Raw genomic sequence first — 13,730 nt, forward strand, 5'->3', positions numbered from 1 at the left:
TTACCGAAGTCGCTTGCCACGCGTTCCAGCGCCGGCAGCCGGGACGGTGCAACTTCAGGCCGACAGGGATTGAAACGAGCGTCATGACCGACGACACGAAGAAGACGACCGACTCCACGAAGCAGGACAGCGCCAACGAGGGCATGGAAGAAGCGGTGAAAGCTGCGGAATCCGCGTTCGATGAGCCCGATGATGGGTATGACGACGGCGCGCCGGATAATTCCGAAGCGATCGCCATCCTCGTCGACGGATTGAAGGCCGAGAATGCCGATCTCAAGGATCGCTATCTCCGCCTTGCCGCCGACATGGACAATCTGCGCCGCCGCACTGAACGCGACGTCAAGGATGCGCGCTCCTATTCGATCGCCAATTTCGCGCGCGACATGCTGGCCGTATCCGATAATCTGCGTCGTGCGCTCGATGCCATTCCCGCGGAATCCCGCGAAGCAGGCGACGATGGTTTCAAGGCGCTCGTCGAAGGCGTCGAGATGACCGAGCGCGCCATGCTGTCGACGCTCGAACGCCATGGCGTCACGAAGCAGAAGCCGGAGGGTCAGCGCTTCGATCCGAATTTCCACCAGGCGATGTTCGAAATCCCGAACCCCGACGTGCCGAACAACACCGTCATGCAGGTCGTCCAGGATGGCTACGTGATCGGCGAACGCGTTCTGCGCCCGGCCATGGTCGGCGTTGCCAAGGGCGGCCCGAAGCAGCCGGTGGAACCGAAGCCGGATGCCGGTGCGGAACCAGGCGCACCAAACGGCGAAGCCGAGCGGGACGCTTAAAGCCTCAGATCTGCGTTTTTCCCACAATTGACGCGCCCGGGATCCGGGCCATAAAAAGGCCGGCCAGTCCGGCCTTTTTCACGTTTTCAGGATCGCTCTCATGCCGATCATCGACCTGCTCGACTATGCCGGGGTCGCGGTCTTTGCGGCAACCGGCGCACTTGCCGCCTCGCGCAAGCAGCTCGATATCATCGGCTTCATCTTCCTGGCGGCCGTGACCGGCATCGGTGGCGGCACGCTGCGCGATCTCATCCTCGACGTGCCGGTGCTTTGGGTCGCCGATCCCGCCTATATCCTCGTCTGCGCGCTCGTTGCCGTCGCCGTCTTCTTCACGGCCCACCTCGTGGAGTCGCGCTACAAGCTCCTGCTTTGGCTCGACGCCGTCGGGCTGGCCGCCTATTGCGTCATGGGCGCCGCCAAGGGCTATGCCGTCACAGGCTCGACGACCGTGGCGATCGTCATGGGCGTGCTCACCTCGACCTTCGGCGGCATCCTGCGCGACATGCTCGCCGGCGAGCCTTCCGTCCTCATGCGCCCGGAAATCTACGTCACCGCCGCCCTCTCGGGCGCCGCCACCTATACGTTTCTGACTGCAGCAGGCCTGCCGGTGATCGTCGCGACGCTCGCAGGCGTCGGCGTCGCCTTCATCGTCCGCGGCGGCGCACTGCGCCACGGCTGGACCTTCAAACCCTACCGCGCCCGCCCGGGACGCGCACCGGAAGATATCATGTGACCACGCCGCCGAGATCGGTGTGCGTGAAGTCATCGCCCTTGTAGAGGAGTGGTACATTCTTCGCCTTGGCGCAGGCATAGGCGAAGCAATCGCCGTAATTCAGTCGCGCCGGATGGCCAACGAGCTTTCCGTAGCGCTGCTGCGCCGTGATCGCTTTGGCTCCGATCTCACTGCTGATTGCCAATTCGTCGGTCTCGATCTCGGCGAGGAATGCGTCCAGAGCTCTCGTCGCGGCATCGATTGCCGGCGCTGAAATCTGCGCGTCCGTGCCGTGCGCTCGCGCGAGCGCCATGACCACTTCGTATCGGACGAGCGGCGAAAGCAGGATCGGCGAAAGCGTTGCGGCGATCTTGTCGATGAACTGGTCTGCCTCCGGTTCTTCAAGCAGGATCGCCACGATCGCCGACGCATCGAGGAACATCAGTCGTCATCCCAGATCGTGTCGCTGAACGATTTCATGTCGAAATTGGGATCGCGCGGCCCGATGTCACGGGCCAGGGCCTGGGCACGGGCAAGTCGCTGCTTCAGCGGCAACTTTCGCCTGGTACGCGCGATTTCATGCTCAAGCGCCAAACGGACTGCCTCGGTCCTGGTGGGCAGATTGAGCAGAGACTGCAGTTCGATGGCCAGCGCGGAAACGCCGTCATCTCGCACATAAAGCGGCATGACCATATCCCTTGGAGATATCCCATATTGTAGAATTGGGATATCTCGTCAAGCTCAGCCCAGTTTGTGCGCCTTCGCCTCGTCGCGGAGCGACTGTGTCGGGCGAGGGCCGATCTGCTGGATGACGAGACCGGCGGCAAGCGAGCCCAGGCGGCCGCAGGTGGCGAGATCGCGGCCTTGCGTGTAGCCGTAGAGGAAGCCGGCGGCGTAGAGATCGCCGGCACCGGTCGTGTCGACCAGTTCCTCGATGACCAGCGGCTCGACGGTGACGCGCTCATCGCCGGTGACGACGATCGAGCCCTTCTCGCTCATGGTGACGACCGCGAGGCGGCAATCCTTGGCGATGGCCTGCAGCGCCTCTTCGAGGCTTTCGGTCTCATAGAGCGACTTCGCCTCGCTGGCATTGGCGAAGACGATATCAACCGTTCCCGAGCGCATCAGTTCGAGGAATTCCGCCCGGTAGCGATCGACGCAGAACGGATCCGAGAGCGTCATCGACATTTCCTGGCCATTGGCGTGGGCGATGCGGGCGCATTCGCGGATCGCTTCCTTGGCGCGGGGCGGATCCCAGAGATAGCCTTCGAAATAGGTGACCTTGGCGGATGCGACGACGGCTTCGTCCACGTCGTCCGGGCCAAGCTCGACGCAGGCGCCGAGATAGGTGTTCATCGAGCGTTCGCCATCGGGCGTGACGAAGATCATGGAGCGTGCCGTCGGCGGTGGCGAGGCGAGCGGTGCCGTCTCGAAATGCACGCCCTGGGCCCGGATGTCGTGCGCGTAGATCTCGCCGAGCTGGTCCCTGGCGACCTTGCCGAAGAAAGCGGCCTTGCCGCCGAAGCTTGCGATGCCCGCCGCCGTGTTGCCGGCCGAGCCACCGGAGGCTTCCACCGCCGGACCCATGCGCGCGTAGAGCGTTTCAGCCCGTTCAGCGTCGATCAGGTTCATCGCGCCCTTGATGATGGCATTGTCGTTGAGGAAAGCATCGTCACAGCGGGCGATGATGTCGACAATGGCATTGCCGATGCACAGGACGTCGATGGAAGACATGAAGGGTTCCGGGACTGTTGGAGAAGCGGGCCGCCCGCTGTTCTAGAGGTGCTGCGGTTCGAATGAAAGCAGCGATGGGTTCAATAGTCGACGCTTGAGAAATAGAGCCCGTCGGGCGGTGCGACAGGGCCACATTTCTTGCGGTCGCGCGCTTCAAGCGCCGCGGTCATGGTATCAGCGTTCCAGCGGCCTTCGCCGACGAGCTTGAGGGATCCCGCAAAGGAGCGGATCTGGTTGTGCAGGAAGCTCTGGGCCGACGCGTGGATCTCGATCGTTTCACCGTTGCGAAACACATCCAGCCGGTCGAGCGTGCGCACCGGGTTCTTCGCCTGGCACTGGACGGAGCGGAAGGTCGTGAAATCGTGGCGACCGACGAGGCGCTGCGCAGCTTCGTGCATCGCTTCGGCATCGAGCGGGCGCGGCACGCGCCAGGCGCGATCACGAAGGACGGTCAGCGGTGCCGCACGATTGACGATGTGGTAGACATAGTGCCGCTTCAGCGCCGAAAAGCGCGCATCGAACTCTTCCGTAACCAGGTTAACGGCGAGGATCGCGACGGCATCGCGGGCCTTGATCAGATGCGCATTCACCGCATTTCGGACGGTTTCGACCGGCCAGTTGCGCGCCAGATCCACGTGACCCACCTGGCCGAGCGCGTGGACGCCCGCATCGGTGCGCCCGGCGCCTTTCACCGCAACCGTTTCTCCGCTGAAGCCGAGGATCGCCGCCTCGATAGCGCCCTGAACGGTGCGACCATTGTCCTGGCGCTGCCAGCCGACGAAATCGGTGCCGTCATATTCGATGGTCAGCTTGTAGCGTGGCATCACGACACGACCGTGCCCTTCGCGATGCGTCCGCCGCGCTGGAAATCGTCCGCCGCCAACGGCTTTCCGCCGGCGCGCTGCAATTTCACGAGGCGTACCGCGCCCTGCCCGCAGGCGATGGTCAGGTCGTCATCCAGGACAGTGCCCGGCGCGCCGCTGCCTTCGGCAAGACGCGATGCCAGCACCTTCACCCGCTCGGGCTTGCCGGAAAATTCAGCTTCCAACCACGCGCCTGGGAACGGCGACAGCCCGCGGATGTGGTTGTGGACGTCTGCCGCGGATTTGGAGAAATCAATCCGCGTTTCCGACTTGTCGATCTTGCGGGCGTAGGTGGTCCCCTCCTCCACCTGCGGGGTCAGGGTCAGCGTCCCCGCCTCCAACGCCTTCATCGCACGGGCCATCAGGCTGCCGCCGATCACCATCATGCGATCGTGGAGTTCGCCGGTGGTCATGTCGGGCTCGATCGTCACGCGCTCGGTGAGGGCAACGGGGCCGGTATCGAGGCCCACATCCATCTTCATCACCATCATGCCGGTCTCCGCATCGCCGGCCATGATTGCCCGGTGGATGGGGGCCGCACCGCGCCAACGCGGCAGCAGCGACGCATGGCCGTTGAAACAGCCGTGATAGGGCGCGTATAGGATCGGCTGCGGCAAGAGCATCCCATAGGCGACCACCACCGCGACATCGGGCTTCAGCGCCGCAAAGGCTTCCTGTTCCTCGGCGCTCTTCAGGCTCACCGGCGAGCGTACCTCGAAGCCCAGAAGCTCCGCCTGCTGGTGCACGGGAGATTTGACGGGAGCGAGACCACGGCGGCCACCGGGCCGGGGCGGCTGGGTATAGACGGCAAGGATGGTGTGTCCATCCTGCGCCAGGGCGGCGAGCGTCGGCACCGCGAATTCCGGCGTTCCCATGAAGACGATCTTCAACGGCATCGGATCTCTTTCCTGCATGGCGGTCGTGGACGCCGGCCAGCGGTGAGGCGGCGCCTAGACGGCCGAGTCAGGCCGTGACTTGGCGAGCTTGGTGAATTTGCGCACGACCATATCGCGCTTCAGCTTCGAGATATGGTCGATGAAGAGCACGCCGTTCAAATGGTCGAGTTCATGCTGGAGGCAAGTGGCGAGAAGGCCATCGGCCTCGACGGTGCGCTCCTTGCCGTCGATGTCGAGATGGCGAACCGTGACGCGGCTCGGCCGTTCGACTTCAGCATAGTAATCGGGAATGGAAAGGCAGCCTTCTTCATAGACCGAGCGCTCGTCTGAGGATGCGAGGATCTCGGGATTGATGAAGATCTGAGGTTGGCGCCCCTCCTCGTCCTTCGCGACATCGATCACAAGCAGGCGGCGCGGAACACCGATCTGAATGGCGGCCAGTCCGATGCCCGGTGCATCGTACATGGTTTCGAGCATGTCATCGACGAGCCGGCGTACATCGCCGTCGACGCGTTCGAGCGGCTCGGAGTGCTGGCGCAGCACGGGATCGGGAAGAAGGATAAGTGGCTTAATGGTCATGCCCGGCAATTAAGCATCGCCGGCTTTGTCGTCAATCTTCCGCTTGTGTCAGGTGTGGCTCAAATCCCTTGCCGATGGAAACCGGTTACGATGTTCATGTTTTGATCTGGCATAGGCCCCGAATTGATGTAGGATTTGGCCATGATCGACCTAGCCCTTCTTTCACAGCCGCTTTTCCGGATCGGCGCCTACGACGTCAGCATCGGGATGACGCTTGCGGCGGCGCTCGCCGTGCTGGCCATCGTTTGGATCTGGCGCGCTGCCGCGCGCCGTGCGGAGCGCGCCGAGCTGGTGCATGCGGCGGAGGAGAGCGAGCAGCGGCTTGCCGAAATCCTCAAGGCGCAATCGGAAATGCAGGGTCGCATGGCGACGATGGCGGAGCTTTTCGGCGCACGACAGGCGGAACTCAACCAGTCGATCCAGCAACGGCTCGACGGCATGACGCAGCGCCTGGGAACGACGCTCACCGAACAGACGCGCTCGACGCACGAGAATCTCACGAAGTTGCAGGAACGTCTGGCCGTCATCGACACGGCGCAGAACAACATCCAGTCGCTTGCCAAGGATGTCGTCGGGCTGCAGGCAATCCTGTCCAACAAGCAGACGCGCGGGGCGTTCGGCCAGTCGCGCATGGAAACGATCATCGCCGATGCGCTGCCGATGGGCAGCTATACGTTCCAGGCCACGCTCTCCAACAATCAACGGCCCGACTGCCTGATCCATATGCCGAACGGCCAGCCGGCGCTGGCCATTGACGCCAAGTTCCCGCTCGAAGCGTGGCATGCCATCCGCGCGGCGGAGAATGCGGACGCGGCGAAGCCGGCCGCTCAGCAGTTTCGCCGTGACATGGACGTTCATATCAGGGCTATTTCGGAGAAATATCTGATCAAGGGCGAGACGCAGGATACGGCGTTTCTCTTCGTGCCGTCGGAATCGATCTTCGCCGAGATCCACGAGAATTTCGAGGAGATCGTCCAGCGTGCCCATCGAGCCCGCGTGGTCATCGTATCGCCCTCGCTCCTGATGCTGTCGATCCAAGTGGTGCAGGCGATATTGCGCGACCAGCGCATGCGCGAACAGGCGCATCTCATCCAGGGCGAAGTGGCGAAGCTGATGATCGATCTGACGCGGCTGGATCAGCGCGTGCGCAGCCTGCAAACCCATTTCGGCCAGACGCAGAAGGACATCGACCAGATCGTCACCTCGACCGACAAGCTGGCGAGGCGCGGCGCGCGGATCGAAGCGCTGGAATTGGAAGCACCAGGTGCCGACACTGCGCAGCCAGCCACCGAGCCGACCCATGCGGTCGAGAGCCGCACAGGATCGTTGCGGCTGCGCGTGGTGGAAGAAGACTGACACCCCCTTGCCGGCTCGACCGAAAAAGGCAGAGTGGCCGGCGCATTCAAGCGGGAGACAGTCAGGGCATGATCACCGTCGTCGGCTCCATCAACATTGACCTCATCGCCAACGTGGCGCGGTTGCCGAAACCGGGCGAGACGCTGGCCGGCACTGCCTTCACCACGGCGGCCGGCGGCAAGGGCGCAAACCAGGCGCTGGCCGCAAGGCGCGCCGGTGCCGAAGTGGCGATGGTCGGCGCCGTCGGCGCTGATGCGTTCGCCGAAGAAGCGCTTGCACTTCTGGCCGCCGCTAAGACCGATCTCAGCGCCATCGCCCATGTCGAAGGCGCTACCGGCATCGCCTCGATTCTGGTCGGAGCCGAAGATGGCGACAATGTCATTGTGGTCGTCGCCGGCGCCAATGGAGAAGTCGGCGCGGATGCGGCGAAAGCTGCCGTCGACCGGATGGGCAAGCACGATACGCTGCTTCTGCAGATGGAAATACCAGCGCCTGCGATCGAAGCGGCGCTGCAGGCGGCGCAGGCACAGGGTGTGCGCAGCATCCTCAATGTCGCCCCGCTGACCGAGGATGCGATCGCGCTCGCGCCGCTGGCCGGCATCGTGATCGCCAATGAAACGGAATTCGCGCTGCTCTGCCGGGCAAAAGACCAGTCTGCGGCTGAGCGTAAGGATGCGATGCAGACCATGAGCCGAGACCGCCACCAGACGATCATCGTGACGCTTGGCGCCGAAGGCGTGATCGCCTTTCACGAGGGCCGGATGCATCGCGTGCAGGGGCTGTCGATCAAGCCCGTCGACACGGTCGGCGCGGGCGACACGTTCTGCGGCTATCTCGCAACCGGCCTCGATGCCGGTCTGAATTTCGAGCTGGCTCTCAGGCGCGCGGCCGTTGCCGGCAGCCTCGCCTGCCTCAAGCCCGGCGCCCAGCCCTCGATCCCGCTTCACTCGGACGTCGATGCCGCGCTAGCCGATAGCCGATAAACCCCCGTTCAATTGTCGAGGCGCTCCAGGAACCAGTTGGTCAGCCGGGTCCAGACTTCGTCCTTCTCGGCAAAATCCTCGACGCCATGTTCGAGGTTGGGGTTGTCGTTGACCTCGATCACGAAGACGCCGTCGTCGGTTTCCTTGAGATCGACGCCGTAGAACCCGTCGCCGATGCAGCGCGCGGCCCGCAGGCCCGTGTCGACCACCAGCGGCGGCGCAGATGCCAGCGAGAAGGCCCGGAAGCCGCCTTCCAAAGGCTTGCCGCCGGTATCGTGCTTGATGATCTGCCAGTGTTCCTTGGCCATCAGGTACTGCACGGCGAACAGCGGCTTTCCGCCGAGCACGCCGATGCGCCAGTCATAGTCCGTCGGCATGAATTTCTGCGCCAGCAGCAGGTCGGAATCCTCAAGCCAGGTCGTTGCGAGCGTCTTCAGCTCGGCGAGAGACCCCACCTTGGAAACGCCGCGCGAGAACGAGGAGTCCGGGATCTTGAGAACCATCGGAAACCCAAGAAGATCGGCGGCGCGCTGCAGATCGTCGGTGCCGGCGATCATAACGGTCTTCGGCACGGGAATGCCGTTCCCGGCCATCAGTTCGTCGAGATAGACCTTGTTGGTGCAGCGGATCATCGACACCGGATCGTCGATGACCGGCATGCCTTCCTGCTGGGCACGGCGCGCGAACCGATATGTGTGGTTGGAGATCGACGTCGTTTCGCGGATGAAGAGCGCATCGTAGTTGGCGAGCCGCGACAGGTCGCGCTTGCCGATTGGCTCCACTTCCACGCCCATGCGCGCAGCGATGCGCGCCCAGTGCTTCAGGCTTGATATCGAGGATGGCGGCAGCGCTTCATTGGCATCGACGAGGGTGGCGAAGGTGTATCTGGCTGGCGTCTTGGCCTTGGCGTCGCGCCACTGCCGGCCCGTGTAGCGGTTGAGGCATTCGAAAAAGAAGGCGCGCTCCTTGTCGGAGAGCTTGGTCACCGAGCCGAGCGCCACCTTCGGGATCGACAGCCATGCGCCATTGTCCTTGATCGTGACTTCCACGAAAGGCGCGCGAAACCAGTCGAATACGAGGCGGGCGAAGCGTTCCAGGCGCTGGTCGGCCGTATAGCCGAAGAAGATGTTGAGCCGGGTTGGCCGCTCGCCTGCCTTGGCGCAAACCTTGTTCAGCGTATCCTCGAGCTCGGGGATCGCGTTTTCGTAGAGCTTGCGCGCCGACAGGTCGATGATCGTCTCGACCGACGGGATCACGCGCTGGCCGCGCGCGCCGGCGAGCAGCGAGGCGTAATAGCCACGGCTCTGATAGCGATAGGATCGCGCCAGGTTGATGATGTTCGGGCGGGAGCCCCGGAACAGCTCGGGCCGCGCGAGGTAGTCGCGGGTCGCAAGCACTTTGTGGGAGGTCGCCGCATGATCGATATCGTTCATGCGGGACGACAGGATCACCCAGTTGAACATCAGGTACGTCTGCCTTTCAGGATCACCGCGGCGCGCAGATTGGAGCGGCCGAAACGGGTGATGCGATCGAATATGTCGTAGGGAACCGGCAGGTTGGACGCGTCCGACGCCGTCTCGGACGTTTTCTCTTCCACCCACGGATCGTTGAGAATCAGGTGCCGACCATCGTCACCATGCACGAGCACCCAGTGCGGCACCTTCTTGCCGAACATGTAATAGCCGGAGATCAAGACGATGGCCGAATGGCCCCGTTCGATCGCAGCCCGGATCGTATGCAGCGAAGCGGCAAAATTGAGGACGGGAATGGCTGCCTCTTCCACCCGACGCCGAAAATCGCGCTGGGCCAGTTCCATGACCTGGCGCTTTTCCAGGTTTCGGACCGTGTCGAGGAATAGAACGTTGGTATCGGTGACGTAAATCTCCGGCTCGAGCCCATAGGCATGGGCCGTGACGGCGAGGCCGAACGGCTCGCAGCCGCCCATGCCCGACATCATGAAGACCGTCGTCGCTTCGCGCCAGAAGCGGATTTCCCAGACCGGATCCAGATAATCGCGCGAAACATAGCGCGCGAGCGCCATGTTGAGGCAGGCGGCGCCGCAGGTAAAATCCGTCGTCTGCTCGTAAAACGGCGTTTCGTAGTCCTGATGCTCGTCGTCCCGCAGGCGCTTCTCGAAGCGCAAGGCGCGGCTGTGGTCCTCGTAATAATCCTCGTAGACGCCGATGCGGCGATATCCCGACCGCTTATAGAGCGATATCGCCGGCATGTTGTCCTCGCGCACCTCAAGGCGCAGGAGGAAGCGATCATGCTGCTTGGCGGCCTCCTCGGCCTTGGCGAGCAGCGCCTTGCCGACACCCTGTCCCTTTGCGTCGGGCGCCACGCCGATCGAATACAGGCGGGCGAGGCCGGTGCCCTTGCGAAACAAAAGCATCGCATAACCGACGATGCGGCTTGCCTCGTCCTGCGCGACGATCGTCTCGGCCGTCGGCCGGTTGATCAGCGCGCGGAAGGAGCGTCTTGAAATCCGGTCCGTGGTGAAGACGGCATTTTCGATGGCGAGAAGGGCATCGATGTCATCGTGGGTGGCGGGACGTATCCGCAGAGCGGACATGGGAACACTTCCAAAAGGTGCGCCGTGTGGGGCACGGCTGCTTTGCATGGCCGGACCATATCACCGCCTGACCGACCGGCGAAATGGCCAAAGGCAGCTGCCAGATCAAAGATTTGCCGAGGTCACCGCATCATCTTCGACACGAGCTGGGCGGTATAATCGACCATCGGGACGATCCGGGCATAGTTCAGCCGCGTGGGCCCGATCACGCCGACGGCGCCGACGACGCGCGCTTCGCTGTCGCGATAGGGCGCGACGATGAGCGACGAGCCCGACAGCGAGAAAAGCTTGTTTTCCGAGCCAATGAAGATGCGGACCCCGGAGCCTTCCTCGGCCAGCGTCATCAGCTGGACGAGGCTGTCCTTCTTCTCGAGCTCATCGAACAGAAGCCGCAACCGCTCGATGTCCTCGCTGCCCGAAACGCTGTCGAGCAGATTGGCGCGGCCGCGCACGATAAGCTGGGCGGGCTGGTCCTTGCCGCTGCCCGACCAGACGGCGAGCCCCCTGGAGACGAGATCCTGACTGAGCTCGTCCAGCTCGCGGGAAACTTCCAGTTTCAGTTTTTCCAGCTCGCGGCGCACTTCCGGGATCGTGCGGCCGGCGAGATGGGCGTTGAGGAAGTTCGAGGCCTCGGTCAGCTGCGATGCCGTCGTGCCGACCGGCAGGTCCAGGATGCGGTTTTCGATATGGTCGTGCTCGCCGACCAGGACGGCGAGCGCCCGCGTCGGGTCCAGCCGGATGAATTCGATGTGCTTCAGCACCGTGTCGGATTTAGCTGCGATTACGAGACCTGCGCCGCGCGACAGACCAGACAGCATCTGGCTCGCATCGGTCAGAAGGTTCTCGACCGTCTGGTCGCGATCGCGGTGGGTCTGGCGGATCTGCGTCTCGATCTGCACCCGCTCGTCGTCGGACAGGGCGCCCGCCTGCATGAAGGCATCGACGAAGAAGCGCAGCCCCTGCTGGGTTGGCAGCCGTCCGGCCGAGATATGCGGCGCATAGATGAGGCCGAGATGCTCGAGATCGCTCATCACGTTGCGCACGGATGCGGGCGAAAGCGCCATGGGCAGGATGCGCGACAGATTCCGCGACCCGACAGGCTCGCCGGATTCCAGGTACGACTCGACGATGCGTCGGAAAATCTCGCCGGTCCGGTCGTCAAGCGCTCCCGACAGGGACCCTGATCCGGGCAGGGATGCAGAGCCTTGGCTGAGCTTTGGCGTCTTGGAGAAGCTGTTCACGTTGGTGGTCGACTCCGTGCCATTCGTCTTCAGATATAGTGTCTCCGTGCACCGGACGGAAGAGAGGCGCATCCTGTGCCATCAGGCTTTTCCTTTGCAAGCAGGCTTTGCCGACGATAGAAGGCAGCCAACTTGATCAGCAGGAGCTCCCAATGCGACCTTCAGGGCGGAAGCCAGACCAGATGCGCGCCGTTTCCTTCGAGCGGAACTTCTCAAAGCATGCCGAAGGCTCGTGTCTCGTGAAATTCGGCGATACGCATGTGCTGTGCACCGCATCGCTTGAAGAGCGGGTTCCGCCGTGGTTGCGCAATGCCGGTCGCGGCTGGGTCACGGCCGAATACGGCATGCTGCCCCGCGCCACCGGCGAACGCATGCGACGCGAGGCCGCTTCCGGCAAGCAGGGCGGGCGCACCGTCGAAATCCAGCGCCTCATCGGCCGCTCGCTGCGCGCCGTCGTCAATTTGGAAGCTTTGGGCGAGCGCCAGATCTCGATCGATTGCGACGTGATCCAGGCCGATGGCGGCACGCGCACCGCTTCTATCACCGGTGCCTGGGTTGCCCTCCACGATTGCCTCAAATGGATGGAAGCACGCAGCATGGTGAAGACCGATCGCGTGCTGAAGGACCATGTGGCGGCCGTTTCCTGCGGCATCTTCGCCAGCCAGCCGGTCATCGACCTCGACTATCTGGAAGATTCCGCAGCCGACACCGACGCCAATTTCGTCATGACCGCCTCGGGCGGCATCGTCGAGATTCAGGGCACGGCGGAAAAGGACCCGTTCTCGCAGGACGAGTTCCAGACGCTGATGAGCCTCGCGCGCGCCGGCATCGACGATCTTGTCGGCATGCAGAAGGCTGCGATCGGCGCATGACGAACGGGCCCGCCGCACCTTCGGCAATCCTGGAATCGGCGCTCTATGCCGACGATCTGGAACGCGCGGAGGCATTTTACGGCGGGATCCTCGGGCTTGAGAAGATCGTGGATGTCGCAGGACGCCACGTCTTCTTCCGCTGTGGTGCCGGCGTTCTGCTGATCTTCAATCCGGAAGCGACGCAGAAACCCTCTGATAATCCGAGCATGCCGGTCCCGCCCCACGGCACGACCGGCCAGGGCCATCTCTGTTTTTCGGCCAGTGCCGACGAAATCGAGGGCTGGGTGATGCATCTGAGTGCGAACGGCGTCGCCATCGAGGTCGATTTTCACTGGCCGAATGGCGGCCGATCCATCTATTTCCGCGATCCTGCCGGCAACAGCCTGGAATTTGCGGAACCCAAGATCTGGGGAATTGCATGAGACGTTTGACAGAAAAGAAGCTCGTCGTCGCATCGCACAACGACGGCAAGATCCGTGAAATCGCGGAGCTCATCGAGCCATACGGCTTCGAGATCGTGACCGCGAAATCGCTGGGCCTGCCCGAGCCGAAGGAAACCGGCACGACGTTCGAAGAGAATGCGGCGCTGAAGGCGCTTTCGGCGACGAAGGCGACCGGACTGCCGGCACTCTCCGACGACAGCGGCATCATGGTCGATGCACTCAACGGGGAGCCGGGCGTCTACACGGCCGACTGGGCCGAGAGGCCCGATGGCAGCCGCGACTTCATGATGGCGATGGAAAAGGTCGAGGGACTGCTTTCCGAAAAGGGCGCAACGACACCCAAGGAACGCCGCGCACGCTTCGTTTCGACGCTGTGCCTCAGCTGGCCGGATGGCCACGTGGAATTCTTCCGCGGCGATGTCGAAGGAACCCTCGTCTGGCCGCCGCGCGGCAACGATGGCTTCGGCTACGATCCTGTTTTCCTGCCCGATGGGCATTCGCGCACATTCGGTGAGATGACGGCTACGGAAAAGCATGGCTGGGTTCCCGGTCAGGCCGAAGCGCTCTCCCACCGGGCGCGCGCCTTCAAGCTCTTCGCCGAAACGGGTCTTGCCGAACAATCCGAGGCGTGAGACGCGTTGACCATCGCGCGGGTGCGTCGCGATTCGACGCAGATGGCCGCTGAACCGAAATC

General features: G+C 63.3%; 16 protein-coding genes. 7 read left to right on the forward strand and 9 right to left on the reverse strand.

Going from position 1 to position 13,730, the window contains the following annotated elements; all coding sequences use genetic code 11:
• Positions 1–83: 83 nt before the first annotated feature.
• Positions 84–785 carry a nucleotide exchange factor GrpE gene (grpE, locus tag GC125_RS17540; RefSeq protein WP_151986830.1) on the forward strand — a complete coding sequence of 234 codons (702 nt, stop codon included), beginning with the start codon at positions 84–86 and terminating at the stop codon, positions 783–785.
• 100 nt (positions 786–885) lie between these two features.
• Positions 886–1,518, forward strand: a complete 633-nt coding sequence (locus GC125_RS17545; RefSeq protein ID WP_151986831.1) for a trimeric intracellular cation channel family protein — start codon at positions 886–888, stop codon at positions 1,516–1,518.
• Here GC125_RS17545 and GC125_RS17550 read toward each other — a convergent pair.
• The 6 genes from GC125_RS17550 to def form a co-directional block, all read right to left on the reverse strand.
• The gene (locus tag GC125_RS17550) at positions 1,511–1,939 is read right to left on the reverse strand and encodes a type II toxin-antitoxin system VapC family toxin (protein WP_151986832.1); all 429 of its coding nucleotides are present in this window, start codon (positions 1,937–1,939) and stop codon (positions 1,511–1,513) included. The two genes, GC125_RS17545 and GC125_RS17550, sit on opposite strands and share 8 nt — an antisense overlap.
• On the reverse strand, positions 1,939–2,184 hold the full coding sequence (locus GC125_RS17555; protein ID WP_151986833.1) for a type II toxin-antitoxin system VapB family antitoxin: 246 nt from the start codon (positions 2,182–2,184) through the stop codon (positions 1,939–1,941). Before GC125_RS17555 ends, GC125_RS17550 begins: the two co-directional genes overlap by 1 nt.
• Before the next feature lie 54 nt (positions 2,185–2,238).
• Positions 2,239–3,231, reverse strand: coding sequence for an adenosine kinase (locus tag GC125_RS17560; RefSeq protein WP_151986834.1), 993 nt, complete (start codon positions 3,229–3,231; stop codon positions 2,239–2,241).
• A gap of 80 nt (positions 3,232–3,311) precedes the next feature.
• The gene (truA, locus tag GC125_RS17565) at positions 3,312–4,055 is read right to left on the reverse strand and encodes a tRNA pseudouridine(38-40) synthase TruA (RefSeq protein ID WP_151986835.1); all 744 of its coding nucleotides are present in this window, start codon (positions 4,053–4,055) and stop codon (positions 3,312–3,314) included.
• Complete coding sequence (fmt, locus tag GC125_RS17570) at positions 4,055–4,990, reverse strand: methionyl-tRNA formyltransferase (RefSeq protein ID WP_151986836.1); 936 nt, start codon at positions 4,988–4,990, stop codon at positions 4,055–4,057. Before fmt ends, truA begins: the two co-directional genes overlap by 1 nt.
• 54 nt (positions 4,991–5,044) lie before the next feature.
• Entirely contained in the window at positions 5,045–5,569 is a 525-nt protein-coding gene (gene def / locus GC125_RS17575; RefSeq protein WP_151986837.1) for a peptide deformylase, read from the reverse strand.
• A 207-nt stretch (positions 5,570–5,776) separates the two neighbouring features.
• Between def and GC125_RS17580 the strand changes: the two genes are divergently transcribed.
• On the forward strand, positions 5,777–6,925 hold the full coding sequence (locus tag GC125_RS17580; RefSeq protein WP_502706111.1) for a DNA recombination protein RmuC: 1,149 nt from the start codon (positions 5,777–5,779) through the stop codon (positions 6,923–6,925).
• 68 nt (positions 6,926–6,993) lie between these two features.
• Positions 6,994–7,908 carry a ribokinase gene (locus tag GC125_RS17585; RefSeq protein ID WP_151986839.1) on the forward strand — a complete coding sequence of 305 codons (915 nt, stop codon included), beginning with the start codon at positions 6,994–6,996 and terminating at the stop codon, positions 7,906–7,908.
• A gap of 8 nt (positions 7,909–7,916) precedes the next feature.
• Here GC125_RS17585 and GC125_RS17590 read toward each other — a convergent pair whose 3' ends face one another.
• The 3 genes from GC125_RS17590 to hrcA all read right to left on the reverse strand — a co-directional run bounded on the left by GC125_RS17590 (position 7,917) and on the right by hrcA (position 11,673).
• Positions 7,917–9,371, reverse strand: a complete 1,455-nt coding sequence (locus GC125_RS17590) for a RimK family ATP-grasp domain-containing protein (protein ID WP_151986840.1) — start codon at positions 9,369–9,371, stop codon at positions 7,917–7,919.
• Positions 9,371–10,480 (reverse strand): GNAT family N-acetyltransferase/peptidase C39 family protein, encoded by a 1,110-nt coding sequence (locus GC125_RS17595; protein ID WP_151986841.1) that lies wholly within the window; start codon positions 10,478–10,480, stop codon positions 9,371–9,373. The genes GC125_RS17590 and GC125_RS17595 overlap by 1 nt, the downstream gene beginning before the upstream one ends.
• 122 nt (positions 10,481–10,602) lie before the next feature.
• A complete protein-coding gene (gene hrcA / locus GC125_RS17600; RefSeq protein ID WP_286165685.1) occupies positions 10,603–11,673 on the reverse strand; it encodes a heat-inducible transcriptional repressor HrcA in 1,071 nt (356 codons plus the stop codon).
• Positions 11,674–11,873: 200 nt separating this feature from the next.
• Here hrcA and rph point away from each other — a divergent pair, with 200 nt between their 5' ends.
• The 3 genes from rph to rdgB are packed head-to-tail and all read left to right on the forward strand — an operon-like array spanning position 11,874 to position 13,668.
• Positions 11,874–12,593 carry a ribonuclease PH gene (gene rph, locus GC125_RS17605; RefSeq protein ID WP_151986843.1) on the forward strand — a complete coding sequence of 240 codons (720 nt, stop codon included), beginning with the start codon at positions 11,874–11,876 and terminating at the stop codon, positions 12,591–12,593.
• Positions 12,590–13,015, forward strand: a complete 426-nt coding sequence (locus GC125_RS17610; protein ID WP_151986844.1) for a VOC family protein — start codon at positions 12,590–12,592, stop codon at positions 13,013–13,015. Before rph ends, GC125_RS17610 begins: the two co-directional genes overlap by 4 nt.
• Positions 13,012–13,668, forward strand: a complete 657-nt coding sequence (gene rdgB, locus GC125_RS17615) for an RdgB/HAM1 family non-canonical purine NTP pyrophosphatase (RefSeq protein ID WP_151986845.1) — start codon at positions 13,012–13,014, stop codon at positions 13,666–13,668. The genes GC125_RS17610 and rdgB overlap by 4 nt, the downstream gene beginning before the upstream one ends.
• The last annotated feature ends 62 nt before the right edge of the window (positions 13,669–13,730 follow it).

Origin of the sequence: Rhizobium sp. EC-SD404 (assembly GCF_902498825.1) — a bacterium.
Lineage (GTDB): Bacteria > Pseudomonadota > Alphaproteobacteria > Rhizobiales > Rhizobiaceae > Georhizobium.

Bases quoted from the DNA above. Each gene is read 5' to 3' on its own strand.
- grpE (WP_151986830.1), top strand. From the start codon at position 84: ATGACCGACGACACGAAGAAGACGACCGACTCCACGAAGCAGGACAGC.
- GC125_RS17545 (WP_151986831.1), top strand. From the start codon at position 886: ATGCCGATCATCGACCTGCTCGACTATGCCGGGGTCGCGGTCTTTGCG.
- GC125_RS17550 (WP_151986832.1), bottom strand. From the start codon at position 1,939: ATGTTCCTCGATGCGTCGGCGATCGTGGCGATCCTGCTTGAAGAACCG.
- GC125_RS17555 (WP_151986833.1), bottom strand. From the start codon at position 2,184: ATGCCGCTTTATGTGCGAGATGACGGCGTTTCCGCGCTGGCCATCGAA.
- GC125_RS17560 (WP_151986834.1), bottom strand. From the start codon at position 3,231: ATGTCTTCCATCGACGTCCTGTGCATCGGCAATGCCATTGTCGACATC.
- truA (WP_151986835.1), bottom strand. From the start codon at position 4,055: ATGCCACGCTACAAGCTGACCATCGAATATGACGGCACCGATTTCGTC.
- fmt (WP_151986836.1), bottom strand. From the start codon at position 4,990: ATGCCGTTGAAGATCGTCTTCATGGGAACGCCGGAATTCGCGGTGCCG.
- def (WP_151986837.1), bottom strand. From the start codon at position 5,569: ATGACCATTAAGCCACTTATCCTTCTTCCCGATCCCGTGCTGCGCCAG.
- GC125_RS17580 (WP_502706111.1), top strand. From the start codon at position 5,777: ATGACGCTTGCGGCGGCGCTCGCCGTGCTGGCCATCGTTTGGATCTGG.
- GC125_RS17585 (WP_151986839.1), top strand. From the start codon at position 6,994: ATGATCACCGTCGTCGGCTCCATCAACATTGACCTCATCGCCAACGTG.
- GC125_RS17590 (WP_151986840.1), bottom strand. From the start codon at position 9,371: ATGTTCAACTGGGTGATCCTGTCGTCCCGCATGAACGATATCGATCAT.
- GC125_RS17595 (WP_151986841.1), bottom strand. From the start codon at position 10,480: ATGTCCGCTCTGCGGATACGTCCCGCCACCCACGATGACATCGATGCC.
- rph (WP_151986843.1), top strand. From the start codon at position 11,874: ATGCGACCTTCAGGGCGGAAGCCAGACCAGATGCGCGCCGTTTCCTTC.
- GC125_RS17610 (WP_151986844.1), top strand. From the start codon at position 12,590: ATGACGAACGGGCCCGCCGCACCTTCGGCAATCCTGGAATCGGCGCTC.
- rdgB (WP_151986845.1), top strand. From the start codon at position 13,012: ATGAGACGTTTGACAGAAAAGAAGCTCGTCGTCGCATCGCACAACGAC.